29 protein-coding genes and 1 other RNA gene are annotated in these 26416 nt (G+C 54.4%); 7 read left to right on the top strand and 23 right to left on the bottom strand.

Features of this window, described 5'->3' with window-relative positions; translation table 11 throughout:
• Positions 1-9 precede the first annotated feature (9 nt).
• The 11 genes from JCR24_RS02670 to JCR24_RS02620 all read right to left on the bottom strand — a co-directional run bounded on the left by JCR24_RS02670 (position 10) and on the right by JCR24_RS02620 (position 10245).
• Complete coding sequence (locus JCR24_RS02670; protein WP_238980026.1) at positions 10-648, bottom strand: HlyD family secretion protein; 639 nt, start codon at positions 646-648, stop codon at positions 10-12.
• Between the two features lie 3 nt (positions 649-651).
• The gene (locus JCR24_RS02665; protein ID WP_033025304.1) at positions 652-1092 is read right to left on the bottom strand and encodes a MarR family winged helix-turn-helix transcriptional regulator; all 441 of its coding nucleotides are present in this window, start codon (positions 1090-1092) and stop codon (positions 652-654) included.
• Between the two features lie 202 nt (positions 1093-1294).
• Positions 1295-1483: non-coding RNA, 6S RNA (gene ssrS / locus JCR24_RS02660), on the bottom strand.
• Positions 1484-1546: 63 nt separating this feature from the next.
• Complete coding sequence (locus JCR24_RS02655; RefSeq protein WP_238980025.1) at positions 1547-3100, bottom strand: acyl-CoA carboxylase subunit beta; 1554 nt, start codon at positions 3098-3100, stop codon at positions 1547-1549.
• Positions 3101-3269: 169 nt separating this feature from the next.
• Positions 3270-4052, bottom strand: a complete 783-nt coding sequence (locus JCR24_RS02650) for an enoyl-CoA hydratase (protein WP_171698389.1) — start codon at positions 4050-4052, stop codon at positions 3270-3272.
• A 19-nt stretch (positions 4053-4071) separates the two neighbouring features.
• On the bottom strand, positions 4072-4965 hold the full coding sequence (locus tag JCR24_RS02645; RefSeq protein WP_238980024.1) for a hydroxymethylglutaryl-CoA lyase: 894 nt from the start codon (positions 4963-4965) through the stop codon (positions 4072-4074).
• A 14-nt stretch (positions 4966-4979) separates the two neighbouring features.
• Positions 4980-5192, bottom strand: a complete 213-nt coding sequence (locus tag JCR24_RS02640) for an acetyl-CoA carboxylase biotin carboxyl carrier protein subunit (protein WP_025950283.1) — start codon at positions 5190-5192, stop codon at positions 4980-4982.
• 26 nt (positions 5193-5218) lie between these two features.
• The gene (gene accC, locus JCR24_RS02635) at positions 5219-6571 is read right to left on the bottom strand and encodes an acetyl-CoA carboxylase biotin carboxylase subunit (protein ID WP_238980023.1); all 1353 of its coding nucleotides are present in this window, start codon (positions 6569-6571) and stop codon (positions 5219-5221) included.
• A gap of 71 nt (positions 6572-6642) precedes the next feature.
• Positions 6643-8277 (bottom strand): AMP-binding protein, encoded by a 1635-nt coding sequence (locus JCR24_RS02630; protein WP_238980022.1) that lies wholly within the window; start codon positions 8275-8277, stop codon positions 6643-6645.
• A 59-nt stretch (positions 8278-8336) separates the two neighbouring features.
• Positions 8337-9479: an acyl-CoA dehydrogenase gene (locus tag JCR24_RS02625; RefSeq protein WP_238980021.1), complete on the bottom strand. Its 1143-nt coding sequence runs from the start codon at positions 9477-9479 to the stop codon at positions 8337-8339.
• 139 nt (positions 9480-9618) lie between these two features.
• Complete coding sequence (locus JCR24_RS02620; RefSeq protein ID WP_013145419.1) at positions 9619-10245, bottom strand: TetR/AcrR family transcriptional regulator; 627 nt, start codon at positions 10243-10245, stop codon at positions 9619-9621.
• Between the two features lie 192 nt (positions 10246-10437).
• Between JCR24_RS02620 and JCR24_RS02615 the strand changes: the two genes are divergently transcribed.
• Together JCR24_RS02615 and JCR24_RS17465 are read left to right on the top strand one after the other, a co-directional pair.
• Positions 10438-10686, top strand: a complete 249-nt coding sequence (locus tag JCR24_RS02615) for a hypothetical protein (RefSeq protein WP_013145420.1) — start codon at positions 10438-10440, stop codon at positions 10684-10686.
• Between the two features lie 6 nt (positions 10687-10692).
• On the top strand, positions 10693-10827 hold the full coding sequence (locus tag JCR24_RS17465) for a hypothetical protein (RefSeq protein ID WP_020755515.1): 135 nt from the start codon (positions 10693-10695) through the stop codon (positions 10825-10827).
• Positions 10828-10876: 49 nt separating this feature from the next.
• Here JCR24_RS17465 and JCR24_RS02610 read toward each other — a convergent pair whose 3' ends face one another.
• Positions 10877-11665, bottom strand: a complete 789-nt coding sequence (locus JCR24_RS02610) for a GNAT family N-acetyltransferase (protein ID WP_033005911.1) — start codon at positions 11663-11665, stop codon at positions 10877-10879.
• A gap of 167 nt (positions 11666-11832) precedes the next feature.
• On the opposite strand from JCR24_RS02610, the gene JCR24_RS02605 reads away from it, so the two are divergent.
• Positions 11833-12090 carry a DUF6154 family protein gene (locus JCR24_RS02605; protein ID WP_023634448.1) on the top strand — a complete coding sequence of 86 codons (258 nt, stop codon included), beginning with the start codon at positions 11833-11835 and terminating at the stop codon, positions 12088-12090.
• 166 nt (positions 12091-12256) lie between these two features.
• On the opposite strand, the gene ilvA is transcribed toward JCR24_RS02605, so the two are convergent.
• Entirely contained in the window at positions 12257-13465 is a 1209-nt protein-coding gene (gene ilvA / locus JCR24_RS02600; protein WP_063193813.1) for a threonine ammonia-lyase, read from the bottom strand.
• Between the two features lie 412 nt (positions 13466-13877).
• On the opposite strand from ilvA, the gene JCR24_RS02595 reads away from it, so the two are divergent.
• From JCR24_RS02595 to JCR24_RS02585, 3 genes are all read left to right on the top strand, one after another.
• Positions 13878-15047, top strand: a complete 1170-nt coding sequence (locus tag JCR24_RS02595; RefSeq protein ID WP_020756909.1) for an alanyl-tRNA editing protein — start codon at positions 13878-13880, stop codon at positions 15045-15047.
• A gap of 136 nt (positions 15048-15183) precedes the next feature.
• Complete coding sequence (locus JCR24_RS02590) at positions 15184-16446, top strand: two-component system sensor histidine kinase NtrB (RefSeq protein WP_238980020.1); 1263 nt, start codon at positions 15184-15186, stop codon at positions 16444-16446.
• Between the two features lie 96 nt (positions 16447-16542).
• Complete coding sequence (locus tag JCR24_RS02585; protein ID WP_081130593.1) at positions 16543-17910, top strand: MATE family efflux transporter; 1368 nt, start codon at positions 16543-16545, stop codon at positions 17908-17910.
• A gap of 98 nt (positions 17911-18008) precedes the next feature.
• On the opposite strand, the gene JCR24_RS02580 is transcribed toward JCR24_RS02585, so the two are convergent.
• The 7 genes from JCR24_RS02580 to JCR24_RS02550 form a co-directional block, all read right to left on the bottom strand.
• On the bottom strand, positions 18009-18902 hold the full coding sequence (locus JCR24_RS02580; protein ID WP_238980019.1) for a DUF1028 domain-containing protein: 894 nt from the start codon (positions 18900-18902) through the stop codon (positions 18009-18011).
• Between the two features lie 139 nt (positions 18903-19041).
• Positions 19042-19182, bottom strand: a complete 141-nt coding sequence (locus tag JCR24_RS02575) for a YjcZ family sporulation protein (RefSeq protein WP_011231082.1) — start codon at positions 19180-19182, stop codon at positions 19042-19044.
• Positions 19183-19215: 33 nt separating this feature from the next.
• Complete coding sequence (locus JCR24_RS02570) at positions 19216-19314, bottom strand: YjcZ family sporulation protein (RefSeq protein ID WP_011231081.1); 99 nt, start codon at positions 19312-19314, stop codon at positions 19216-19218.
• Positions 19315-19440: 126 nt separating this feature from the next.
• The gene (rarD, locus tag JCR24_RS02565; protein ID WP_011231080.1) at positions 19441-20370 is read right to left on the bottom strand and encodes an EamA family transporter RarD; all 930 of its coding nucleotides are present in this window, start codon (positions 20368-20370) and stop codon (positions 19441-19443) included.
• 185 nt (positions 20371-20555) lie between these two features.
• Entirely contained in the window at positions 20556-20660 is a 105-nt protein-coding gene (locus JCR24_RS02560) for a YjcZ family sporulation protein (protein WP_013145431.1), read from the bottom strand.
• A 197-nt stretch (positions 20661-20857) separates the two neighbouring features.
• Positions 20858-21814, bottom strand: a complete 957-nt coding sequence (corA, locus tag JCR24_RS02555; RefSeq protein WP_023634444.1) for a magnesium/cobalt transporter CorA — start codon at positions 21812-21814, stop codon at positions 20858-20860.
• Between the two features lie 237 nt (positions 21815-22051).
• Positions 22052-22939 carry a cation diffusion facilitator family transporter gene (locus tag JCR24_RS02550; protein WP_238980018.1) on the bottom strand — a complete coding sequence of 296 codons (888 nt, stop codon included), beginning with the start codon at positions 22937-22939 and terminating at the stop codon, positions 22052-22054.
• A gap of 168 nt (positions 22940-23107) precedes the next feature.
• Here JCR24_RS02550 and JCR24_RS02545 point away from each other — a divergent pair, with 168 nt between their 5' ends.
• On the top strand, positions 23108-23806 hold the full coding sequence (locus JCR24_RS02545) for a class I SAM-dependent methyltransferase (protein ID WP_011231077.1): 699 nt from the start codon (positions 23108-23110) through the stop codon (positions 23804-23806).
• A gap of 38 nt (positions 23807-23844) precedes the next feature.
• Here the strand turns inward: JCR24_RS02545 and JCR24_RS02540 are convergent, their stop codons facing one another.
• The 3 genes from JCR24_RS02540 to JCR24_RS02530 form a co-directional block, all read right to left on the bottom strand.
• Positions 23845-24663, bottom strand: coding sequence for a M15 family metallopeptidase (locus tag JCR24_RS02540; RefSeq protein WP_238980017.1), 819 nt, complete (start codon positions 24661-24663; stop codon positions 23845-23847).
• A 49-nt stretch (positions 24664-24712) separates the two neighbouring features.
• Positions 24713-25423, bottom strand: a complete 711-nt coding sequence (gene deoD / locus JCR24_RS02535; RefSeq protein ID WP_011231075.1) for a purine-nucleoside phosphorylase — start codon at positions 25421-25423, stop codon at positions 24713-24715.
• Positions 25424-25938: 515 nt separating this feature from the next.
• A complete protein-coding gene (locus JCR24_RS02530) occupies positions 25939-26346 on the bottom strand; it encodes a hypothetical protein (protein WP_011231073.1) in 408 nt (135 codons plus the stop codon).
• Between the last annotated feature and the right edge of the window lie 70 nt (positions 26347-26416).

The raw sequence follows: 26416 nt of genomic DNA, 5'->3' as shown, positions 1-26416 counted from the left end.
TTCCATCACCTACTTATGGATGCGGACGGTGACGTTCATGCCCGGCACAAGTCCGGCTCCGCTGTAGTTGTCAATGGAAATCGTCACCGGGATGACTTGGGTCACTTTCGTGTAGTTGCCGGTCGCATTGGAACTTGGCAGCAGGCTGAACGTATTCGCTGTCGCGTTGCCGATTTTTTCGACTTTGCCGCTGAATTTGCGATCCGGATACGCATCGACATAAATATCGACGTCTTGCCCGATTTTCACGTCTTCAATATCCGTTTCTTCAATATTCGCCGTCACCCACAAATCGTTCAAATCAAACCCGCGGGCAAGCGGAGTCCCCGCGGCGACAAACGAGTCTTTGACCGCGTTTTGCTGCACGATCGTCATCCGATGAGGCACTGTCACCGGAATCGTTGTTTTGCCGTCAAACACCTCACCGATTTCTTCCCCGGCTGAGAACGTTTTTCCCGTGTCGCCCCGCCAGGATGTCAGTTTTCCGGACAGCGGCGCCGCAACCGAGATGACCTGGCCGTCGATGCGGGCGTTGTCCGTTTTAATGTAATTCGTCACTTCATTCACATAGTAGTAAGCGGCAAAGCCGCCGCCGACAAGCAAAATGAGCACAATGATGTTCAGCGCAATCAAACGTTTCACGTTCACCGTCTATTCCTCCCCGAGTAAAATCGCTTTAATTTTTTCATGAAGATGCAAAAACTGTTCAATCTCCTCTGGAGAGACGAGTTCTTGAATGCGGCGAAGCCGCCGGCGCAGCACCGACTGCTCGCCAAACGCTTCCGACACCGTCTCTTTTCCTTTTTCCGTCAAACTCAAAATGACCGCGCGCCGATCTTGCTTCGACGGCTCACGGACAACAAGGCCGGCGCCGACGAGCCGGTCAACCGTGCCGCTGACGTTGCTGTTGCTTAAGTTTAATTTTTCCGCCAAGTCATTCAGGCGAATATGCTCTTTTTTCAGCAGCGTATATAAGACGATCAGCTGCACCTCTGTCACCCCGACGCGGGCGGCGTCCTCGCGGATGAGGCGGTAAAGCGCCTTTTGCGTCCGGAAGACAGCGTACATGATGTCCCGGCTGATTCCTTCCATTCATCCCCCCTCCTTGCTTCATCTTTCTTATTGGAATAGTTTCAATACGAATTATTTCTGCACGAAATATGATTATAACATGAAAACAGGGAAAATCAACTATATTGTTTCATGTCTTTTTGAGAAAACATACGCAACGAAAAAGAGTCCAACTGGATGTTTGGCATCCAATTGGACTCTTTTGCCAACTCCTCATTCGTGAATCCGCGCCGCGGTTGCCGTCGGCTGAATGCAGTTTCTCAACCACGCTCCACCAGGTGGGTGTTCGCAGAAGCGTTCCTGCCGTCCTCCATCACGAATATTGAGGCATGACATTCCCGCTTCAATGTAGAACTCCCTTTTGATTGCCATCGGTTGAAACTTCATTCTACAACGCACAACGCAGCAACGGATTGGTGATTATTATGATACATGATCGGCCGTCCCTTGGCAAGAGGGACAGCCATCCATTTTTTCAAACTGGATACACCCCATGCTTCCGCTCAGAAAAGACGATATACTTGGACATATACGCGTCAAATCGGCGGATGAGCTCGTTGCGCAAATCGTTCGGCGCGACAATTCCGTCAACGACCAATTCGGAAGCGAGCCGATAAATATCGATGTCGCGCCGGTATTCCTCGCGTTTTTGTTCGACAAATGCCGCACGCTCTTCTGGCGGCAGCTCGGCAATTTTGTTGGCGTAGACGGCGTTGACGGCCGCTTCCGGCCCCATGACGGCGATTTGCGCGTTCGGAAGCGCCAAGCAGCAATCCGGTTCAAACGCCGGTCCGGCCATCGCGTACAATCCAGCGCCGTACGCTTTGCGGACGATGACCGAGATCTTCGGTACGGTGGCTTCCGACATGGCCGCGATCATTTTCGCCCCATGGCGGATGATGCCGACCCGCTCGACTTTCGTGCCGATCATAAAGCCAGGGACGTCGGCCAAAAACAGAAGCGGGATATGGAACGCGTCGCAAAGCGTGATGAATTTCGCCGCTTTATCAGCCGAATCGTGGAACAATACGCCGCCTTTGACGCGCGGCTGGTTGGCGATGATGCCGATCGGCTGGCCGGCAAGGCGCGCCAGTCCCGTAATGATTTCTGGCGCAAACAGTTTTTTGATTTCACAAAACGATCCTTCGTCAATGATCCGCTCAATCAAATCATACATGTTGAACGGCGCATTTTGGTTTTCTGGCAAAATGTCCTCGATCGTTTTGTCAAACGATTTCGGCGGCTTCGCCTCGACCACCGGCGGCTTTTCGCTGTAATTGGACGGAAAATACGACAAATAACGGCGTGCATAGGCAATCGCTTCTTCTTCGGTTTTCACGAGCACGTCGCCGCAGCCGGAGACGGTGCAATGCATGCGGGCGCCGCCCATCTCTTCGAGCGTCACTTTTTCCCCAATCACCATTTCCGCCATGCGCGGCGAGCCTAAGTACATCGAGGCATTGCCTTCGACCATGATGACGATATCGCAAAACGCCGGAATATAAGCGCCGCCGGCTGCTGATGGACCAAACAACAGGCACACTTGCGGCACTTTGCCGGACAGCTTCACCTCATTGTAAAAAATGCGCCCCGCCCCGCGCCGGCCGGGAAACATTTCGATTTGGTCCGTAATGCGTGCGCCGGCCGAGTCCACCAAATAAATGATCGGGCAGCGCAGTTTTTCCGCCGTTTCTTGAATGCGGATGATTTTTTCGACGGTGCGCGCTCCCCACGAGCCAGCTTTGACGGTCGAATCGTTCGCCATCACGCAGACGGTGCGGCCATGGATTTTGCCGATGCCGGTCACAACTCCATCAGCCGGCAAATCGCCCGCCAAACAGTTGGCAAACAATCCGTCTTCCACTTCCAAACCGTTATCAAGCAGCAAGTTCAGCCGCTCGCGAACAAACAATTTCCCTTGGGCGGCGTTTTTTTCATGATATTTTGGCGCCCCGCCTTTCTTGATTTCCGCCGCTCTTTTCTCCAGCTCCGCTGCGAGCGTGTCTTGCTGATTGGCTGTTTCCTTCATCTCTTTGTTTCCCCTCCTTGTTTTGATAGATCTTGCTGTTCCATCCCGCGTGTTCGGCCGGGAGCACGGTTGGGGCCGTTTTTGGCTGTCGTGCCAATGTCGGTGCAGAACAAGCGCTCCGTGCGGCTTTTTCCTTATCCAAACAGCCTCATCCTGCCCAAGCGCAGGCTTACTCCCCTTTGTACACAGGCTTCCGCTTTTCTTTAAACGCCTGCAGACCTTCCAGACGGTCTTTCGTTGGGATTGTCGCCTCATAGGCGAGCTGCTCAATTGCGAGGCCCGTCTCCAAATCAACGTTGAATACGCTTTGGATCGCCCGTTTCGCCTGGCGGACGGCTATCGGCGCATTGTCAGCGATTTGTTGCGCGAGACAAAGCGCACGCTCCATCAGCTCGGAGCGCGGCACCGCGTATTCGACAAGGCCGATTCGCTCGGCCTCTTTGGCGGTGATGCGCTTTGCGGCAAAAATCAATTCTTTCGCTTTTCCGATGCCGACAAGGCGCGGCAGCCGCTGCGTCCCCCCCGCTCCCGGAATGATGCCAAGCGACGTTTCCGTCAACCCAAGCTGGATATCGTCGGCAGCAAACCGAATGTCGCAAGCCAAGGCAAGCTCCAACCCGCCGCCAAACGCCGAGCCGTTTAAAACGGCGATGACCGGCTGCGGCACTTTCTCGACCTCATTGATCGTTTTGCTGATTAAGGCGACGGCCTGCCGCACTTCGGTTTCGTTCATCCCCGCCCGCTCTTTCAAATCAGCGCCGGCGCAAAACACCTTGTCTCCTGCCCCGGTCAACATGACAACGCGCACGTCTTTGCGAAATTTGATCTCCTGAAAGAGCGCGCCAAGCTCGAAAAGAAGCGCTCTTGAAAGCGCATTGGCCGCTTCCGGACGGTTTAATGTCACAATGGCGATGCCGTTTTCTTGTGTTTCAAACGATACAAGTGTGCTCACGTTTTCTCCCCCCTTATGATCAAACCGTTTGCAAATAGCGGCTCGGAAGCGGGCGGCCGATTTTGTCGCGGATAAACAACGCCGCTTTCGTCAGCTGCTCGACATCGATGCCGGTTTCAATCCCCATTCCGTGGAGCATATACACCAAATCATCGGTGGCGACGTTTCCCGACGCTCCGGGAGCGTACGGACAGCCACCGAGGCCGCCGAGCGAGCTGTCAAACGTCGTAATCCCCATTTCCATGGACACTAAAATATTGGCCAGCGCCGTCCCCCGTGTATCGTGAAAATGCATGGCGATCCGTTCGACCGGAAAGCGACGAAGCACCTCAGCAAGCACGTCCTCCACTTGTTTAGGCGTCGCGACGCCGATCGTATCGCCAAGCGACAGTTCGTCAACCTCCATCGCCAACAACCGGTCCGCCACCATCAACACTTGATCGACGGCGACAGGCCCTTCATATGGGCAGCCAAAGACGGTGGAAACGTAGCCGCGCACCGTTTTTCCTGCTTGTTTTGCCGTTTTCACGACCGCTTCCAGCACCGGAAATGTGGCAGCGATCGTTTTGTTAATATTTTTTTGGTTGTGGGTTTCGCTCGCTGACATGAAGACGCCCACTTCATCGACCCCGGCGCCAAGCGCCCGCTCAAGCCCCTTTTCGTTGGGGACGAGCGCCGCATACGTGACGCCGGCTTTCCGGCGAATGCCCTCTGCCACTTCAACGGCGTCCGCAAGCTGTGGAATCCATTTCGGATGGACGAAAGAGGTCACCTCAATGTACGACAACCCCGTTTCTGACAATAGATTGATCCAGGCGATTTTATCGGCGGTTGCGATCGGCGTTGCTTCGTTTTGCAGGCCGTCGCGCGGGCCGACTTCTTTGACCGTCACCTTCGCCGGCCATCGGCTCATGCTCTGCTCCTCCTTTATTCAATCTCAACAAGCACGTCGCCTTCGTTTACGAAATCTCCTTCCTGCACGTGGATGTGCTTCACGACGCCAGACGTTTCCGCGGCAATCGGAATCTCCATTTTCATCGATTCCAAAATGACGACATCTTGCCCTTCTTCCACACGGTCACCGACGGCGACGACAATTTTCCATACACTTCCGGCCATCGTTGCGATTATTTGATTCATCGTTTCTTCCCCCATTCATTTCTGCTTCATTTCGTTTTTATTGGTTTCCAATGTTTCGAAAGGAAATCGGTCGTTGTATCCCCCGCTTGAAACGCTGGATGGGACAACACGGCCTCAAGCAGCGGAATGTTCGTTTTAATCCCTTCAACGCGATAGTCTCGAAGCGCTTCGAGCAAGCGTTCAATCGACGTTTGCCGATCCGGCCCTTTGGCAATCAACTTCGCGATCATCGGATCATAAAACGGCGTGACCGTGATGCCGCTTTGAACCGCCGTTTCATGACGAATCCATTCGCCTTGTGGGGCGGAAAACACCGTAATGCGGCCGGGCGACGGGTAAAACGTGTTCGGATCTTCGGCATAAATGCGCACTTCAATGGCGTGCCCGTCGCGGCGAATCTCTTCTTGTTTATAGCGGAGCGGCTCGCCGGCGGCGATGCAGAGCTGCTCTTCGACGATGTCGATGCCGGTGATTTCTTCTGTCACCGGGTGCTCGACTTGCAGGCGTGTGTTCATCTCAAGAAAATAAAAATTTTTCTGTTCATCGACGAGAAATTCAATGGTACCGGCATTTGCATAACCGATGTAACGCGCAGCCCGCACCGCCGCCTCCCCCATCTTCCGCCGCGTCTCTTCATCCAAAAACGGCGACGGCGCCTCTTCGACCACTTTTTGGTGGCGGCGTTGGATCGAACACTCGCGCTCCCATAAGTAAACACAGTTGCCATTTTGGTCGGCAAGAAGCTGAATTTCAATATGGCGCGGGCGTTCAATATATTTTTCAATGTACATCGTCCCGTCGCCGAAAAACGAAGCGGCCCGTTTTTGGCTCCCTTCAAACGCTTGGCGCAGCTCAGCTTCATCGCGAGCGATATGCATGCCGATGCCGCCGCCGCCGGCTGACGCCTTCAGCATGACTGGATACCCAATCGAAGCCGCCGCTTTGGCCGCCTCATCGGCGCCATCAAGCGCAAAGGAGACGCCCGGGACGATCGGCACGCCGGCTTTTTCCATCGTCCGCCGCGCTTCGATTTTGCTGCCCATCGCCGCAATGACGTCCGCCTTCGGACCGATGAAGACGATTCCTTCTTCCTCGCAGCGGCGGGCAAACGCTGGATTTTCCGACAACAGCCCGTAGCCGGGATGGATCGCCTCCGCTTTCGCCGTTTTGGCAACCTCAATGATTTTTTCGATATTTAAATAGCTTTCCGCGACGCGCGGCTTGCCGATCAAATACGCTTCATCCGCGAGCGAGACATGAAGCGAATCGGCGTCTGCTTCGGAATAAATGGCAACCGTTTGAATGCCGAGACGTCGGCACGTGCGGATGATGCGGACGGCGATTTCGCCGCGGTTGGCAATCAACACTTTCGAAAACATCGTCTCACCCTTTCTTAAAAGTACAGGTGCCGGCGCCGGACGGTTCGTCCGCCCGGCGCGGCGGTTTAGGCTTAGGTTGTTAAGCCGAGGCGCTGTTTCGCCATTTCCCGCAATTTGAATTTCTGAATTTTCCCAGATGCCGTCATCGGGTACGAGTCGGTAAATTCGATATAACGCGGGATTTTATGCCGGGAAATGTTGCCGCGGCAAAACTCGCGAATCTCCTCAGCGGTCGCCGTTTCGCCGTCTTTTAAGATGATCCACGCCATCACTTCTTCACCGTATACCTCATCCGGCACGCCGACGACTTGAACGTCCAAAATTTTCGGATGTTTGTACAAAAACTCTTCGATTTCGCGCGGATAAATGTTCTCCCCGCCGCGGATGATCATATCTTTCAGCCGGCCGGTGATGCGGCAGTAACCGTTTTCATCCATCGTCGCCAAATCGCCGGTATGCAGCCAGCCGTCTTGGTCGATCGCTTCATTTGTCGCTTCCGGGTTGTTGTAATACCCTTTCATGACATGATAGCCGCGCGTGCACAGTTCCCCTTGCACACCCCGCGGCACTTCCTTGTTCGTGCCCGGCTCAACGATTTTCACTTCCACGCCCGGCAAGGCGCGGCCAACCGTTTCGACACGCAGCTCAAGCGGATCGTCGGTGCGCGTTTGCGTGATGACTGGGGACGCTTCCGTCTGCCCGTAGGCGATCGTAATGTCTTTCATCCCCATTTTCTCGATGACCGCCTTCATCACTTCGACCGGGCAAGGAGAACCGGCCATAATGCCCGTGCGCAGCGACGACAAATCGTATTTGGCAAAATCCGGGTCGTTGAGCTCGGCGATGAACATCGTCGGCACGCCGTGAAGCGCCGTGCACCGCTCCGCTTCCACCGTCTCGAGAACCCGCTTCGGATGGAACTCCACAACCGGCACCATCGTCGCCCCGACCGTCACGCATGCAAGCGTGCTCATGACGCAGCCGAAGCAATGGAAAAACGGCACCGGAATGCACAATCGATCGCCTTCGCCAAGTCCCATGCATTGCGCCACTTGGTGGGCGTTGTTGACGATGTTGTAATGCGTCAACATCACCCCTTTCGGGAATCCAGTCGTCCCGGACGTGTATTGCATGTTGATCACATCGTGCGGGTCGAGGCTCTCCATCCGTTCATCGAGTTCTTCTTCCGATATGTCGTGCGCCATCGCCAAGATGTCGTTCCATGTAAACATGCCCGGGTGCCGTTTGTCGCCAAGAAAGATCACGTTTTTCAACTTCGGCAGCCGTTTCGATTGCAGCTGTCCGGGCGCTGATGTGCGCAACTCGGGAACGATTTCGTACAAAATATCGATGTATGACGAATCGCGGTATTGCTCGATCAAAAACAGTGTTGTCGAGTCGGACTGCCGAAGCAAATACTCAAGCTCCGCCGCGCGGTAGTTCGTATTGACCGTCACGAGGACAGCTCCCATTTTGCCGGTCGCAAACTGGCAGGCGATCCATTCCGGGACGTTCGTCGCCCAAATGGCGACATGCTCCCCTTTTTCGATGCCAAGCCGCATCAACCCGCGCGCAACGAGGCGGCAATAGTCGTTAAACTGCCGATACGTCAGACGCAAGCCGCGGTCGGCGTACACGACCGCCTCATGGTCCGCATATTGCCTGGCTCGCTCTTCCAACAATTTCCCCACAGTCACCGTCAACATCGGCCGTTTCCTCCCCTTTGTCCGAATTCATTGTTATGGATATGCAGGCATTTCCGCTTTTAGCATCCCAGTTGGCGGGCGATGACGAGCCGTTGGATTTCTGATGTGCCTTCGCCGATTTCCATGAGCTTGATATCCCGCAAATGGCGCTCAACGCCGTACTCTTTCATATAGCCGTATCCGCCGTGAATTTGAATCGCTTGGTTGCAGACGCGGAACCCCATTTCCGACGCAAACAGCTTGGCGAACGATGCTTCTTTTGTAAACGGTTTCCCTTTGTCTTTCAACCAAGCCGCCTTGTACACCATATTGCGGGCAAGCTCAATTTCCATCGCCATATCGGCCAGTTTAAATTGAATGGCTTGAAACTTGGAAATCGGCTGGCCGAACTGAACGCGTTCCTTCGCGTATTGAAGCGCTTTCTCAAACGCCGCTTGCGCGATGCCGACAGCCAAAGCAGCGATCGAGATTCGGCCGCCATCAAGCGTGTACAAAAACTGTTTAAACCCTTTTTGCGGGTCGCCCAAGACGTTTTCTTTCGGCACGCGGACGTTCTCGAAAACAAGCTCGCACGTATTGGACGCGCGCACGCCCATCTTGTCGTAATTCGAACGGATCGTAAATCCTGGGGAGTCGGTTGGCACGATGAGAGCGGTGATGATGTTTTTGCCGCGCGCATCTTTGCCTGTCACGGCGGTGACGATCACTTGCCGCGCGTATTGGGCGTTCGTGATCCAACATTTTTCGCCATTGATGACATATTCATCGCCGTCCAGCACCGCGGTCGTGCGCGTGCCGCCGGCATCGGACCCGGCGTTCGGCTCCGTGAGCCCAAAAGCGCCAAGCGTCTCTCCTTTGGCCATCGGCACGAGCCATTTTTGTTTCTGCTCCTCTGTTCCAAAGTAATAAATGGGACTCGCCCCAAGTGACACGGCGGCCGCATAGCTTAGCCCGGTGCCGCCGCAGGCGCGGCCGATTTCCTCAACGGCGATGGCATACGAAATCGTATCGCCTCCAGCGCCGCCGTATTCTTCCGGAAACGGCAAACCCAATAGCCCCAACTCGCCCATTTTGCGGAAGACATCCAGCGGAAAATGCGCCTCTTCATCCCATTTCGCCGCGTATGGGGCAATTTCCTTCTCAGCAAAGTCGCGAACCATTTCTTTAATCATTTGTTGCTCTTTTGTTAATGAAAAATTCATCCTGTCCCTCTCCCCCATAGAAAATGTTCTATTATTTAAACCGACTAGTCGGTTTAAACGAAGGAAACGAATGCAGATCGTTTTGATTTTTGAAGCGTTTTCAAAAAACCGACTAGTTGGTCTGTATACGATCAACAACTTATTCGGCGGCCGGCCGCAACAAAAACCGCGCCGCCGCTGGGTTTTCTGGTGTGCGGAGCACCGCATGCAAAATGAAATCGGCAAAATATGCCGCGATTTCCTCAATGGACAGCGGACCATCCGGATTGTACCATTTGTATGTCCAATTGACCATGCCGATAATGGACATGCCAGTAATCTCCACCGACAGCTCCGGACGAAATTCCCCGGCTTCAATCCCCTCACGAATGACCCGAAAAATGATTTGCTTGAACTCTTCTCGCTTTTCATTGATCGGTTCAGCGTATTCCGGTTTTAAGTACGTGCTTTCCTGGTAAAACACGGTGATGTGTGGTTTATACAAATGAAACACTTTGACAAACGACTGAACGATGGCGTACAAGCGCTCGGTCGGCGTAGGAAAGCCCTCATACGCCTCCTGCGCTTTTGTCAGCGCATACGTGATAAAGACGTCATGGATATGATACAAAAGCTCATCTTTGGATTTAAAATTATGGTAAAAACCGCCTTTGGATGTGTCGCTTTCGGCAACGATGCGGTCGACCGTCACGCCGTGGTAGCCGTATTTCTCAAATAAATGAAGCGCCGTATCGATAATGCGGTCTCTGAGCGGTTTGTCAGCCATAGAAAATCCCCTTTGCCATTTATAATACACTATTTTCTGAAAAAGTGAAATATTTTTTGTTTTGCCTTTACCATACCCGAACTGCACCATGATTGTCAACCATTGCTTCTCATGACCAACACGGTCGTACAGGGCCTGCTGATACATAATGGCCGCCATGTTTTCAAATGATAAAGATGGAGGTGGCTTCGATTGGAACCGATGCTATGCCCAAACTGCAAAACGAACCGGACGCGGTTTCATCTCATTGAGCAGCACCCGCGTGCGGTCAAGCTCGATCCGCACACCGGCGACATCGAGCACGAATACACAAACGAAGCGCTCGAACCGTTCCATCTCCCATACCGCGGCCCGAGCTACCGCGTCCAATGCGGCGTCTGCGGGCTGATCGAAGATGCGGACATGTTCATTCAGCGCGCTAAATCGTCTCCATTGAGGTGATTCGATATGGCGAACAAAAAACAAACACCTTCTTCCATCGCTGACCAAAAACAGCTCGTCAACGACAAGGCAAAAGCGATGCGGGAGCACGGCGGCGAGCACATTCGCCGCGGCACGCCCAACGGCGCAGACGGACAATAACCGCCAGCCTGCTTTTGTACACAAGCAAGCTGGCGGGACTTCCGCCCTTCTAACGGTACATCGCCCACAATCCGATATCGCGAAAACCAAGGCGATGGTAAATGCGGCCGGCGTCTGGATTGTCATAAAACAAGCACGGCATCTTCCCTTCAGCGAGCAAATCGCAAACGAGCTTCGCCACGATGGTGCTGGCATACCCTTTCCCTCGATGCTCCTGATCCGTGCAGACGCCGACGATCATCGCCGACAATGAGTTTTCCGCTGATGTCGATGCCGCGGCCACCATTCGGCCGTCTTGTTCAATGTAGTACGTTCTAGCTGAATTGGTTTCCATCCCTTTCACTAGCATATCGCGGGACGACGGCCTCGTTTCAAATTCGGCAATGCGGCGCCGCAAGTCGAGAATCCGGTCGACATCGGCCAATTCGGCTTTTTTGACGGCGAACGCCCCCATTTCTTGACGGGCGTATTCATCCGTCCGACACTCGCAAAAGTAAAGCGTTCGCTTCTCCCCAAGCGGCAGCCGCTCTTCGAACTGCCTGGCAATGTCCGCCTTGCCGGACAGCTGGATGGACGATGATGGGGCTGTCTCGCGGATGAGACGAGCAAAGCCATCGGCATCAAAATCGCCAGGCGCGTACGGAATGTAGGAATCGTAATAACGGAGCAGCACCGCCTTCAGCGAGCCGGCATCGTCAAACTGCCCCCAAACGTCTTGGAAATCGGCGTCATAGCCAAACGACTCAATATCGCCGATGATAAATAAATTGAACGACGGATCTTGCCGCAAAAACGAAAATACTTGTTGATCGTCTTCGGCCGTTAACCGGCGAATCATAGAATTCCCCCGCTTTTCGAATGATATTTTTTCCATTATACTATGAATCATCCCTGTTGCCAATGGCATTTGTGGCGTCAAACCGAGAGGACTGCCGATGCCCCTAAGTCTGCATCGGCCAACTGCAAAGAAAGGAGGAAGCCCGCTCTCAAAAAAGCGAGGCGACGATGCCGATGAAGTTTATTGACGATCTGTACGAATACTATAAAGATCGACTGACCGGAGATGAAGAAGACGCCGAAGCGGTGGCGATGTCGATTTTGGATGAACTCGACCGCCGCGATGTGCTCAAGCTGATCGGTGAGATGACTGATGAAGAGCTGCTTGGCATGTTCGGTTTGTATGTCCTGGAAAGCTTGAAAGCGAAAATGGCCCGCGAAGGCCTCGGCGCGACGCGGCCGCAAGATGCGCCGCGCGTGCATTGACAAAACAAAACGGCTGTCCTCCATGTCATAAGGAACAGCCGCTATGTTGGGCAAATGATGGTTTCGTATTCATGTGGCAGCCCTGTGAACATGATTTCGAAGACGGCTTTTCCACTGTTTGCTTAACAGACAGTGGCGAAACACAAACCGTTTTCCCATCGCGCGCTCATCGGTAAAACTGTACATCATAGCCTTCTTTCAACAACACTTGGTAGATTTGCTGAATGTGGTCTTCGTTTTTTGTCTCGAGCGAAAAGTGAATTTCCGCCTGACCTGGCAGCACTTTGGCGCCGATGCGCTGATGGTGAATCGACATCACGTTTGCCTCAAGCTCCGCAATAATGCGCAGCAGCTTGTTCAACTGGCCCGGCTTGTCGGAGATGACCGTTGTAAACGTCACAAACCGGCCCGCTTCGACAAGCCCCCGCTCAATGATGCGGGAAATGAGCGTCACATCGACGTTGCCGCCGCTTAAAATGGCGGCGACTTTTTTGCCGCGAAACGGCAGCTTTTGATACAACAATGCCGCCAACGGACAAGCTGCCGCCCCTTCGATTAACAGCTTGTTCCGCTCGAGCACATACAGCATCGTCCGCGAAATTTCCGCCTCTTCCACGCACACAACGCCATCGACGTATTGCTCAATGTATTGGTACGTAATATTGCCCGGCTTTTTCACGGCAATCCCATCGGCGATCGTATTCGATGCGGCAATGGAGACGGGCTGTTTATGGCGTATGGCCGCCGTCATGCCGGGGCAAGCCGATGACTCAACGCCGTACACTTCAACCGACGGCTTCAGCTGTTTTAACGTAAACGCCACCCCAGCAAGCAACCCGCCGCCGCCGACCGGACAAAGAACGACATCGACGTCGGGAAGCTGCTCGATCAGCTCTAAGCCGATCGTCCCTTGGCCGGCCATCACCGCCAAGTCGTCAAACGGATGAACAAATGTCATCCCCCGTTCACGTTGCAACTCTAATGCATATTCCAAAGACTCGTCAAACACATCGCCGTACAGCACGACTTCCGCCCCGTAGCTTTTCGTCGCTTCAATTTTGCTGAGCGGCGCCCCTTTCGGCATGACAATCGTGCAAGGAATGCCGAGCATGCCGCTTGCGTAGGCGACCCCTTGGGCGTGGTTGCCGGCCGAGGCGGCGATGACGCCTCGCGCCCTTTCTTCTTCCGTGAGCGACATAATTTTATTGAATGAGCCTCTTACCTTAAACGAACCTGTTTTTTGCAAATTTTCCAGTTTCATATACACGTCATTGCCGGACAGCCGGCTGAACGTCTGCGAATGCTCAAGCGGCGTTTGGTGGACGATGCCTTTCATTTTCGCTCGCGCTTGTTCAATGTCTGTTAACGTCAACATCATCAAACCACCCTTTCCGATCGGGCGACCGGTTCTTGTTCACCCCGCTTTATTATATACAAAACATTTCATCACCGACAAATGTTGCTTTTCTTTAGTTGGTTTTGGATTATTTTTAGCATATAGTTTTGTTGCATAAAATCATGTTCAACAAACATCGCTGCAACCCGCTTCCTTTGTCAAACCGTTTGAACGTTGGACTTGTCCCAAAACATCAGAGTGTTTCTAGGGGAAGAGCTGTCTACGGTCTGTTCTTTTTCTTTTGTGAATATTGTTTATTTAGAACATTGTTCTATAGATTTGGCCAATTGCCAACGGGAAAAAGCGGCCAAAAAGATCGGCGATAGGCAAACGCGAGGGAATTTGCTAATATGAAAGAAAAGCATTCGGAAGACGAAAGGATGAAACGGTTGTGACGAAAAAGTTGTACTATACGGCGCCGGATGTTGACGTGTGGACGACAACGGTGACAAGCGTCCGCCAAGACGGCGAAACATACATTGTCACCTTGGCGGAAACAGCGTTTTACCCGGAAGGCGGTGGCCAACCGTCTGACGCCGGCACGATCGCCGGCTTGCCGGTGCTCGATGTGTTTGACGAAAACGGGGAAGTGTATCACCGCCTCCCTGCCCATCCGGGAATGGGCGCCGTTTCATGCGTCCTTGATAGGAAACGGCGCCGCGATCATACACAACAGCATAGCGGCCAACATTTATTATCCGCTGTACTCGTTGAACAGCTCGGCGCCGAAACAGTCGGTTTTCACCTTGGGCGCGAGGTCGTCACAATCGACATCACGGCGGGTGCGCTGACGGAAGCAGACATGCTGGCAGTGGAAAACCGGGCCAACGAACTCATTTACGCGAATCTCCCGGTCGAGACGTATTGGGTGACGCCGGAAGAAGCAGAACGGATGCCGTTTCGCAAGCGTCCCGATGTCCAAGGTTCTGTCCGTGTTGTCGAGATGAAAGGGATCGATTTGTCGGCGTGCTGCGGCACCCATGTGAAACGCACGGGCGAAATCGGCGTGATCAAATTGCTGAAAGCAGAGCGCCATCGCGGCATGACGCGTCTTTCCTTTCTTTGCGGCGGCCGGGCGCTTGCCGACTACCAGCAAACCCACCGCGTCGTGCAGGCGGCAGCAGGTCGGTTCGGGACAAGCCGCGATCAGCTGCTCGACGTGATCGCAAAATGGGAACAAGAGAAAAAAGAATGGGAAAAACGGCTGCGCCAATACGAGGCAATCGTCTTTGCCGTCGAAGCCGAACGGGCCGCCGCCGAATCAGGACGTGCAGTGATTGGCCGTTACGACCAATATGGGGCAAAAGAACTGCAAATGATCGCCCGTCTGATCGCCGACCGTTATGGCAAAACCGCGCTTCTCGCCTCCACCTCCGATTGGCGCGCCGTGATCGCCAAAGCACCGTCTTCCTTGCTCCATGCAGGGAACTGGCTGAAAGAACAAGCCGCCCTGTTTGGCGGCAAAGGGGGCGGCAACGAGCGGCAGGGGCAAGCTGCTTTTCCGTCCCTTGAGGCGCTTAGCCAGTTCCTTTCCCGCGTGGAAACGGCAGGCATCGATTGACGGCTCCTGCCCGCACCGCCCGGTTGCTTCGATTCGTTTCGTCCTCCCGTCGGATCGATGCGATGTCCGCCATAGCCGACGGAGGGCGGTTTTTGTAAAATGAAAAACGAAATGTGCAGCTAAGGAGTTTGAAGAGATGAACGATCGACTCGTACAATCGCAAATCGAAGAGCTCGAACGAAAGCTGCGCGCTTATGAGCGGCTCATCGAAACGCTTCCGTTTCCGTTCACCTTTGCCGATTACGAAAGTGGAATCGCCATCGAAAAAAAGCGCGGCGACGTCCGGCCGCACCTTCGCACCATTCCACCGTCCCTTGAAAAGGAAGCCAAATGGCAGTGGGATATTGACTTGTATCACGACGTACCGTTTGAAAAAGTGGAAGCCTTTTTGACGCCGCTGCTCGATCTCGTGCCGCACCATATCGTTTTTGTCGACGACAAAGGGATCATCACGCTTTGCAATTTGCAGGCGGCCATTGACACGGGCGTCGAGCGCGACGCCATCATCGGCAAACATATTCGCGAGCTGCTGAAGCTGCCTGACGAGCTGATCGCAACGCTCGAATCGCTTGAAAAAGGCGAGCCGCTCTACAATCACGAGGTGCTCGACCGATTTTACGGCATCGTCAACACCCGTTTTATTTACAACGATGACGGATCGATCAAACGAGTCATCAGTATGTTTCAGTCGCTCAATATGATGAAAGAAACGGAAAAGCTCGCCGTCGCCGGCCGCATCGCCGCCGGCATCGCCCATGAAATCCGCAATCCGCTGACGACGGTGCGCGGCTATTTGCAACTATTGAAAAGCGACTTGCCGGATCGCATCGCCTCGCTCGTCGAACGCCTGCTCATTCCTGAGCTTGACCGGGCAAACGGCATCATCACCGACTTTTTAAACATCGCCAAGCCGGCGGACGTGAAGATGGAAACGTTCCGGCTGCACCGTTTTTTGCGCGACGATGTCGGCGTTCTGCTGCAGAGCGAGGCGTTGCTGCACAGTGTGAACGTCCATTTTGACCTCGACGAACAACTGGACGATTACGAAATGAGCGGCGACCGCCGCCAGCTTTTGCAAGTGTTTTTAAACTTATTCCGCAACGCTGTGGAAGCCAAAGTGGCCAAAACGATGAATGTCACGGTGAGCAGCCGGAAAGTGAACCATATCGTCCAGCTTCGCTTCTGCGACGATGGGCCCGGCATTCCGCCGTCGGTCATCGACCATGTTTTCGATCCGTTTTTTTCAACGAAGGAAACGGGAACTGGGCTCGGCCTGTCATTATCGAAAAAAATCGTCGAACTGCATCGCGGGACGATGAAAGTGCAAAGCGACGCGCACGGCACATGTTTTTTGATCGAATTCCCGCTTTGCAGCCAACCGCCGTTTCTTTCGTCATAAATCGCTTCCGAAGAGGGGGCCATCCCAGCTTCGGAAGTGGGGAGATTGATGATTTAGAACAATGTGTCACTTTATCACAGAAAAGGAGGAGCCATTATGGCAACGACCGCTCCGCCCAACGGCAAATGGCGGCGCCTGTTCGCCTTGTTTCTTCCCATTTTTGTTTCGCAAACCGGTCAATATGCCATGAACTTTGTCGATGTCGCCATGTCCGGTCATGCGAGCGCCGAAGATCTTGCCGGCGTCGCGATCGGCTCAAGCCTATGGGTGCCGGTGTTTACCGGCGCCGGCGGCATTTTGCTCGCCCTGTCCCCGATCGTCTCACACCATTTCGGCGCCGGACGGCATGACTCGATCACTCGCGCCGTCGCCCAGGCGCTCTACTTGGCTGTCGCGCTTGCTGTCGCCATTGTCCTGATCGGCGCCGCTGCCGTGCCGTTTATCTTGAAACAGATGTCTTTGGATGAAAACGTTCGGCATATCGCCTTTCATTATTTGCGCGCCTTGTCGTTTGGGATCATCCCTCTGTTTCTTTATTCTGTGCTCCGCTATTTCATCGATGCGCTTGGGCAAACGAAAGTGACGATGTGGATTACGCTCACCGCCTTGCCGGTCAATATGCTGTTCAACTGGTTGTTGATTTACGGGCATGGCGGATTTCCGCGCCTTGGCGGCATCGGCACTGGTTACGCGACGGCGATCACGTATGCGTACTGCTTCGCGGCCGCTGCCTTTGCCGCTTTGAAATTTCGGCGCTTGGCTCCCTATCGTGTACTCGTCCGTTTCTACCGTCCGTCATGGGCCGCATGGAAAGAGTTGCTGAAAACCGGGGTGCCGATCGGGTCGGCCATCTTTTTTGAAACGAGCATTTTCGCTGCTGTGACGCTGCTTGTCGGCCGGTTTGGCGCGGAAACGGTCGCCGCGCATCAAAGCGCCCTCAACTTCGCTTCACTGTTGTATATGATTCCACTCAGCTTATCGATGGCGCTGACGATCGCCGTGGGCGTTGAAGCCGGGGCCAACCGTTATGAAGCCGCCAAACAATATTGCTTGATCGGCATCACCCTCGCCTTGGCCGTCGCCGCCGCCGCTGCATTGTTTCTTTCCGTCTTCCGCGGCGATGTTGCTCGACTGTATACAAACGATCCGACAGTGGCGGCGTTGACGGAGAAGTTTTTGCTCTATGCGATCTTCTTTCAAGTTTCCGATGCCATCGCCGCTCCCATCCAAGGAGCGCTGCGGGGCTATAAAGAGGTAAGCGCCGTTTTTTGGTCCGCTCTTCTCGCCTATTGGGGCGTTGGGCTTCCGCTTGGCTGCGCGCTCGCTCTACTGACTGCCGCCGGGGCGTTCGGCTATTGGATCGGCCTGATCGCCGGATTGGCAACGGGCGCGCTGTTTCTCAGCTTTCGCCTGCGGGCCGTTTGGCGCAGACATGACAGCGGGCGTGCGCCATGCGCCTTTTAAGAGGGAGCGGTCGATAAACAAGGATGTCCCGCTCAGTTCTAGGGACATCCTTTTTGTTTCAGCATGATGGATCATGCAGTCGACAAGGCCGGTTTCCCTTAGCCGACCTCCTTAGGCGACGGCTGCTGCTTCATATACTGTAATACATCGAGGTCGATTTTTCCTTTCTCCACTTGGCGCTCCTCAAAATTTTCTGTATGTATATACACGGTCAGCGCCTCATGAAGCGCCTCGCGATCCGCCGAGCGCTCTTTCGACAAATAACCGAGACGGACCAAGTGGGCGGCCACCTCTTCCTTTACCGTTCCTTCAATCGCTGCCACTTTTTCGGGACGCGGTTTCTCAAAGTAAAGCTGGCGCAACTGATACAAGCGAATAAGCTCCTCGATCGGCCGCGGGTGATCATCGACGCGCAAGTCGATATAACGGTCATTGTAGCCGCCATATCCCCCTCCTTCTTTCACGACAAGCAAGGCGGCCGACTGTTGCCCGCGGCGGTCGCCCCCCGCTGCCTGACCAGCTTGAAGCGCCTTTAACAATCGCTCGGCGAGCGGACCTTTTGTCTGCTCAAACGCCCTTCCCATTGCCAGCACCGTTTCCTCGCCGGCTAAAATATTGCCTTGAGCCGCATAGTTCGGCCCGGTGATGCCCCCGGCCCACGGGTAACATTTTTTCCCGGTGAACGTCGCCGCCCGTCCTTTCGCATCCACGATGCCGACTTGGCGCAAATCGCGCTCACTGTCATCGGCAACGAGCAACTCAAGCGTTTCTTGCGCCGATTTCCCTTTTGCCATCCATTCGAGGCCGCGCGGTCCGTACGACGTGTTGGCGTACGATTGCGTCGCCACCGCTCCGACGCCCGCTTTCGCCCACGGAACAACCGCACCAACGCCTAAAAATTTCGATTGAACAGCGATGCCAAGCTCCCCGGTCGCCGGATCGAACGCGACGATCGAAAACGTCGCGACGATGTCTTTTGCAATATGTGTCATTTCCCCGTCCTCCATATGCTTTCCATTTTCTCATCGTTTATGATTTCTCCACTTCCTTTCGTTGTTCCTGCCTGTTCACAAAAAAAGCGGGGGAAACAGCCGTTGCCCGGCCGTCTCCCCCCGCATGCCCATCATCCGCCTAGCACCATGTTGCCCCGACGATAATGAGCAAAATAAACAAAACGACGATCAGCACAAAGCCGTAGCCGTAGCCGCCGTAACCCGGATAACCGAAGCCATAGCCGCCCCAGCCCCAGCCGCCATAAAAGCCATATGGCATATTCGTCACCTCCTTGCTAGCAAGTAAGAGGCATCAGTACACCCAACCACCGATACATGCACATCCGACAATAATCAACAAGATGAACAGAACGACGATCAACGCGAATCCGCCGCCGTAAGCTGCACCCATTTGCCAGCACCTCCTTCGTTTTTGTACTAGTAGACTATTCAGAAGCCGAGGAAATGGTTAGATGTTTCGGCAAAAATGGGTATTTGCCGCAACGTAAAAAAAAAACGGTCCATCCGCGGACCGATGTTATGCTCCGAGCGAGTTTCGCTTCCATTTTTTCCGCCCCGGCGCTTGCTTGATTTGAACAGCGGAAAACAAAATAAGCGCCGTCCAGATGCAGCTAAACGCATAAAAATGCGCTTTCGTAAACGGCTCGCCGAACAAAAAGACGCCAAGGAGAAGGCTGATCGTCGGCGAAATGTATTGCAAAAAACCAAGTGTTGTCATTGACACACGCTTCGCCCCTTTGGCGAAATACAAAAGCGGCACGGCCGTCGCTGGCCCGGCTCCAGCCAACAGCGCCCATTGCCACCATTCGGCCGTCTTGACGAGGGCTGGCGTTTCGTTGTACACACATAATAAGTAAACGGCTGAAAGCGGCATGACGGCCATTGTTTCAAGCGTCAAGCCAATGGACGAGTCAACGCTGGCCAGTTTTTTCACTAAGCCGTAAAACCCGAACGTCAACGCGAGCGATATGGCGACCCACGGAAACGCGCCATATTCCGCCGTCATCGCCGCCACGCCGGCGGCGGCAAGAAAAACAGCGGCCCACTGCCCAACGCTCAACCGCTCGCGCAATACGATCGTCCCAAGCGCCACGCTGACAAGCGGGTTGATATAATAGCCGAGGCTCGTTTCAACGACATGATGATGATTCACCGCCCATATGTAGACAAACCAGTTGGCGCTGATGAGCACGGCAGCAGCGGCGATCCCCCATGCCTTAGCCGGCTTACGGCGCATCGCCCGAAGCTCCCGGCGGAAGGCGCCAAGCTGCCCATTCGCTGCCAAAAGGATGGCCATAAACACGAACGACCACACGATGCGGTGCGCCAAAATCTCAAGCGCCGGGCGCGCCTCTAGCAGCTTCCAGTACAGCGGCAATACTCCCCACAGCAAGTACGAAGCAGCCGTATACAAGATGCCTTGCTTTTCTTCGCTCCAATGCCCCACGTCGTCTTCTCCTTTTCCATGATCATTTCTGTTCCATTATACCGCCGCCGCTTCACTTTATCCATCAAAACACTCACCCGCATCGCTCGACGCGGTTGCCCAATGGAGAAGGGGCGCAGCTGAATATGAGCACCCGCCCCCTTCGCGGCCCGTTTGACCGCCGTCCTTTCTTATTTTTTCGCTCATCAAGCGACACAGGCACAGCCAACAATAATCAGTAAAATGAACAGGACGATGACGACCGTATAACCGCTGTTGACAAAACCGCTCACGGCGGGCACCTCCTTCATCGGTTCACAGGGCCATCATATGCGCCCGCCCGCCCAAACGGCCGGGCGAATGCCCAAATTTCTAGAAGATTGGTGAAAAACCGCGTTTTCTTCAAAAAGATTGGTCCACGAACGCACGGAAGAGCCGTTGATCCATTGGCGAAAGCTCCTTGCTGGAGCGTTTTCTCCGTTAAATCACCGACCTTCTAGAAAAACGCCTATTTTTCTTTCGTCCCCGTCTCTCCCCACCAACCTTTTCGCTTAAAATAGAGAGCGATGAGCATAGCAACGGTTGCCATGAGCAACAAGGCAAACGGGTAGCCGTATCTCCATTTCAGCTCTGGCATAAACGCAAAATTCATGCCGTATACACCGGCGATAAACGTCATCGGCAAAAATATGACGCTCACCAATGTCAATGTCTTCATAATGACGTTCATATGATCTGATTTGAGCGACAGTTGCAAATCGAAAATGGCGGACAATGATTCCTTAAACGCGTCGAGCGCGGCGGGCACGCGTGAGAATCGCGACGCCACTTCCTCGATATACGGATTCGTCTCTTGATTGATATACGGCAAATCAGCGTGGCGGATCATTTTGATCGCTTCTTCCTGCGCCTCGGCGATTTGGCGCAGCTCATGAAGATGTGTTTTCATCCGATAAATCTCGCGCCCGATTTCGTTGGCAAACGGGGTCGCAAACACTTGCCGTTCAAGCGTCTGAATGCGGTCAGCGATCTGATCGATGACTTGCAAAAAACGGATGGCGGCCAAGTCTAAAAAGTGATACAGCACGTACCCAGGATACAGCGCCTGACCGCGATGGTTCAACAAACGTTCTTTCACGTGATCAACAAGCGGATCGTTTTCATCCATATAGCTGATCATATATTGGCTGCCGGCCAGCAAACGAACGTTCACTGTCCGGCCGGACGGACGAACGATAAACAGCGATAAGAAGAAACATCCTTCGTATTCGTCAAACGCGGGAATGTCTGTCCCGTTCATCAGCCGCTGTTGGGCGAGAGGGTGAATGGACAGCGAAGAAAGAAGCTGCTCCAAATCCGGCTTGGCGGCGGCGGTGAAATGAAGCCAACACGACTGGCTGCCTGCCGGCGCATGGCGTTTGTACGTTCCGTCAACCGTCAAACGAAAGTTATGCTCGATCGCCATAGACTGACGTCCTTTCCATGCAAACGATTTTAATTGTATTGTTTGCTGTTTGCCGCAAAACTACTCCCCTCCCGCCGCCAAAAACAAGTCAGCGGCAACGGTTTGGCCGCATCCGCTCGCTGTTGGCGATAAGCAGCTTCTCCCGGCTGCATCCCGCCTGCAAAGCGTCACATCCCGGCAAGTCATTCGCTGTCTAGGCGCCTCGCCGCGTCCGCCCGCCAATGCGCCCGAAGCCAGTCAGCGCACCGCTTCCGGTTCCACATGGACGTGCGTCGCCCGAATGTTATGCCGGTTTCGCATCAAACGCTCGACTTCATCAGCGATTTCATGGCTTTTTGCCACCGTCAAATGCGAGTCAACGCGGATCGTCACTTCCAGCACAATGTCGTTGCCTAACATGCGCGCTTTAATGTCAGCGACATCGCGCACGCCGCTCACCGCCGCGATTTCGTCTTTATAAACGGCGAGCTGCTGTTCATCAAAACCGTCGGTGAGCGTATGCGCCGTCTCCATAAACACCTCCCACGCCGTCTTGCAAATCATCGCCCCGATCACAAGCGCCGCCAGCGGATCAAGCCATGGCCACCCAAGCCGCGCGCCGGCGATGCCAATGGCGGCGCCAATGCTCACCAGCGCATCCGATAAATTGTCTTTCGCCACGGCCGCCAGCGCCATGCTGTTCGTCCGCCGCGCCAGCCGGCGATTGATTGCATAAACGCCAATCATAACGGCCGCCGAGGCGAGCGCAACCACAGCCGCTAAAACGTCAGGAGCCGCTGCCTTTTCCTTGCCGAACAGCGAGCGGATGCCGCTTGTGATCACGTCAATGCCAATGGACATCATCAAAAAAGCGGCCAACAGCGAGGAGATGTTCTCCGCCCGCGAATGTCCGTACGGGTGGTTGCAATCACGCGGTTTTTTAGCGATTTTCATGCCGATATAGACTGCCGAGGAAGCGATAATATCACTCAAATTATTCCAACCGTCCGCTTCCACCGCATCCGAGCCGAACACCGCCCCAGCCAACAGCTTGCCGGTCGAAAGGAGAAGATAGACGAAAATGCTCAGCAGTGCGCCCGCCTCGGCTCCTTGTTTTCGATCCACTTTCTTCACCAACCTAGCCATCTCATTCTTGCACGTATCAGTGTACCAGCTTGAAGCCGGTTGGGTCTACAGCAAGAAAATTTCCTTTTTTCATAAGAATAGGGACAAGCAAATTTTTTTGTCTAAAGGCAAAATCGAGCGCATTTGCGTATGATAAACCAAGTCGAAACAAAAAAAGGAGAGAAACAGATGTCTGCATATTTAGACTGGTTGGCGGACATGGGGATCGATGGCGCTCACCCAGGCGGTTTTGAGTTAACAAAACAAATCTTACGTAAACTTAAGATCGACCGTTCGACATCCGTGCTTGACGTCGGCTGCGGCACCGGACAGACGGCGGCTTATATCGCCGAACAGTACGGGGCCAACGTCACCGCCATCGACATCCACCCGACGATGATTGCCAAGGCGAAACAGCGTTTTGCCTCCAAGGCGGTCTCAGTCCGTTTGCATCGCGCCTCGGTCGAAGCGCTCCCGTTTCCCGCCGGGACGTTTGACCTTGCGCTTTCTGAATCGGTGCTTGCTTTCGTTTCATTGCCAAACGCGCTCGCCGAAATCCGCCGCGTGCTCAAAAACGATGGCCTATTCGTCGGCATTGAAGCGTGTCATGAGCGGCTGACCGCCGCCGAGCAAAAGCAAATCGCCGCCTTTTACGGCTTCCGTCAGCTAATGACATCAGCGGAGTGGAAAGAAGTGCTCGAACAAAGCGGCTTTGGCTGCCGCCAGTTTTCCTACGCGGCTGCGGCCGAAGCGCCAAGCCTTGGGGCACCCATCGTCATCGCCCTTCCGCCGACACCGGAGATGGCGAGCATGTGGCAGATGCACCAACAGTTGACAGCTCAATTCGGCGACCGTCTTGGCTATTGCGTCTTTTGCTGCGAACCATAGCTGGCAAGAAAAACGGCGTCCTCGACGAGACGCCGTTTTCACACTTTTTTCACTACTTTGAAATATTCTTCAAGCGTCAAGCCGCGCTTTTTGATCACCGCGGCCGCCTTCCGCCCAACATAGCGGAGATGCCACGGCTCATACTTGTAGCCGGTCACCGCTTCCTTTCCTTTCGGGTAGCGGATGATGAATCCGTACTCGTGCGCATGGGCGGCTACCCATTGCCCTTCTTTTGTCGCCCCGAACGATTGGGTCAGCTGACAGCCGGCCGAGCGGCTGCTGATATCGACCGCCAGCCCTGTCTGATGCTCGCTCTGCCCTGGGTGAGCGACCGCTTGAACCGCTTTTTCCTTCCCTTTTTGCCGCACTTCTTCAGCAAAAATCACCTGCTGCCGCTCGTATGAACGATAAGCGGACACGGCCACCAGCTCAATGCCATCGCGGCGTGCGGCGGCAAACATCTCCTCAAGCGCCGCGGCCGCTTCGGCCCGCATATGCCGTTTTTCCGCGTTCGGGTCAGCACACACAAACGGCACGCGCGGCACGACCAAGTCCGCCGGCTTATAGCCAGGCGGGAGCGACTGTTCTTTATTGACGAGCACCAAAATGTTGTCAGGGTTTTGAATCACTTTTTGTCCGTTTTGCACCTCGACGATGTTCCAATATTTCGCCTCAAGCTGCAAATCGGGATCGACGGGGCTCTGGCTCGTTTTCCCCTGTTGATGATCGCTTGAGTGCACCGCGCTTTCCGGCGGCTGGCCGGACGAGCCGGCCGCACCGTTGCTGCCGCTCTCCCCTGTTTGGCAGCCGGCGAGCAGCAGGCACACCAACATCGCCGCTTGCCATCGCTGGTTCATGTTCCTTCTCCTTTTCTGTTTTCCCAGGCCCAAGCGCCCGGCATCCCAATCACGCGCCATTGCGGATCGCCGCTTCAAGCGCCACTTCAATCATCTCGTTAAACGTCATTTGCCGCTCCTCAGCCGTCGTTTCTTCTCCGGTGAGAATATGGTCGCTGACCGTCAGCACCGACAGCGCCCGGCAGCCGAATTTCGCCGCCAGCGTATAGAGCGCCGCCGTTTCCATCTCGACGGCCAATACACCGTAGCGCGCCCACGTTTCCCAATTCGGTTCATCATTGTAAAACATGTCGGCGGTGAACACATTGCCGACTTTTAGCGCCAGCCCTTTTTCCACACCTACTTCATACGCCGTCCGCAGCAGATGGAAATCGGCGGTTGGCGCATAATCGCGGCCGCGGAAAATGAGCCGGTTCATGTTGGAATCGGTCGACGCGCTCATCGCCAAAATGACGTCGCGGACGCGCACATCCGGCTGAATCGCTCCGCACGTTCCGACGCGGATGAGCGTCTTTACGCCGTAGCTTTGGATCAGTTCGTTCACATAAATCGAAATGGACGGCACGCCCATGCCGGTCCCTTGCACGGAAATGCGCTCCCCTTTATACGTCCCGGTAAATCCGAGCATGCCGCGCACTTCGTTGTAGCATACCGCTCCTTCCAGAAACGTTTCAGCAATGTATTTGGCGCGCAGCGGATCACCCGGCAGCAAAATGCGCTCCGCGATCTCCCCTGTCTTCGCTCCGATATGTACGCTCAATGGGATTCCTCCTTTGGTTTGAACGATCGTTGTCGGGCCATGCCCTCGTCTATCATATCATATGTTTGCGGAAAATGGCAGTCTTCCTTCGAGTAGCCGAGGCGGCGAACGGGCATACTATGTGTGCCTGCCCGAGGAGAAAGGAGGAAAAGACCGATGAAAAAGAAACTCGAACAAGCGGTGGAATACGCCAACAAAACCAATCCATCGTCCAAATCAAACAATCAGCCGTCCACATCGAAAAAGGAAAAGACCAAATTCTAACATCATTCCGAAAGAAGTCTCCCACTTCGAAACGTGAAGGTGCACGAGCACCCGTCCATGTGGGAGATGAATGTTGGCCGGCAATCGCTGTCGGATCGAATCACATGTTGTTCAAACGGGCACCTTCGAAACGAAGGGAAGCGGAAAGGGTCCTTGTGCGGCTTGTCGTTTGGCACATATGCAAATCGCTGAAAGCTCCCCCTATGCACTCGCGTAGGTGGGTGAGTCGTTTGCGGGGGAGCCGCTCTCTTTTATGATGTTTTGGATCGGCGGTAATCGCTGCGATGACGGCGCGCCAAATACCGCTCATTGATATACAGCACCTTTTTGTCTTTGCTGCGCGTATATTTTTTCTCGCGCTCGCGCCGCCTGGCGACAAGCCAACAGGAAAACAAATACAGTGGAAAGACGAGCTGCATCGCGCCGGCAAAGACATACCAAAAACCGTTGATATCGGCCAAATCGCGCAAGTACACGTCGATGCCGCTGAGCCGATAGTACATGTCAGCAACGATGGCAGCGATGATGACGACGTTGACCGCATGGAGAAGGGGCACGCTTCTCCAGCGGAACAAGAGTCGCTCAACTTGCCCTTTGACCCAAAGCAATGCCGCAATCGAGACGACGCACAAGAGCAGCGACAGCGCCAGTGCGGCCATCGTTTCGCCCCCTTCCCTCTTTTCTCCTGCGCCCGCCGCATGATGCCGCCTGCAAACATTTTCCGTCGAT

Origin of the sequence: Geobacillus sp. YHL (assembly GCF_022341265.1) — a bacterium.
GTDB classification, from domain to species: Bacteria; Bacillota; Bacilli; order Bacillales; family Anoxybacillaceae; genus Geobacillus; species Geobacillus thermoleovorans.
The sequence above is the reverse complement of the archived record's forward strand: the minus strand, read 5'-3'. Positions and strand labels throughout refer to the sequence as shown.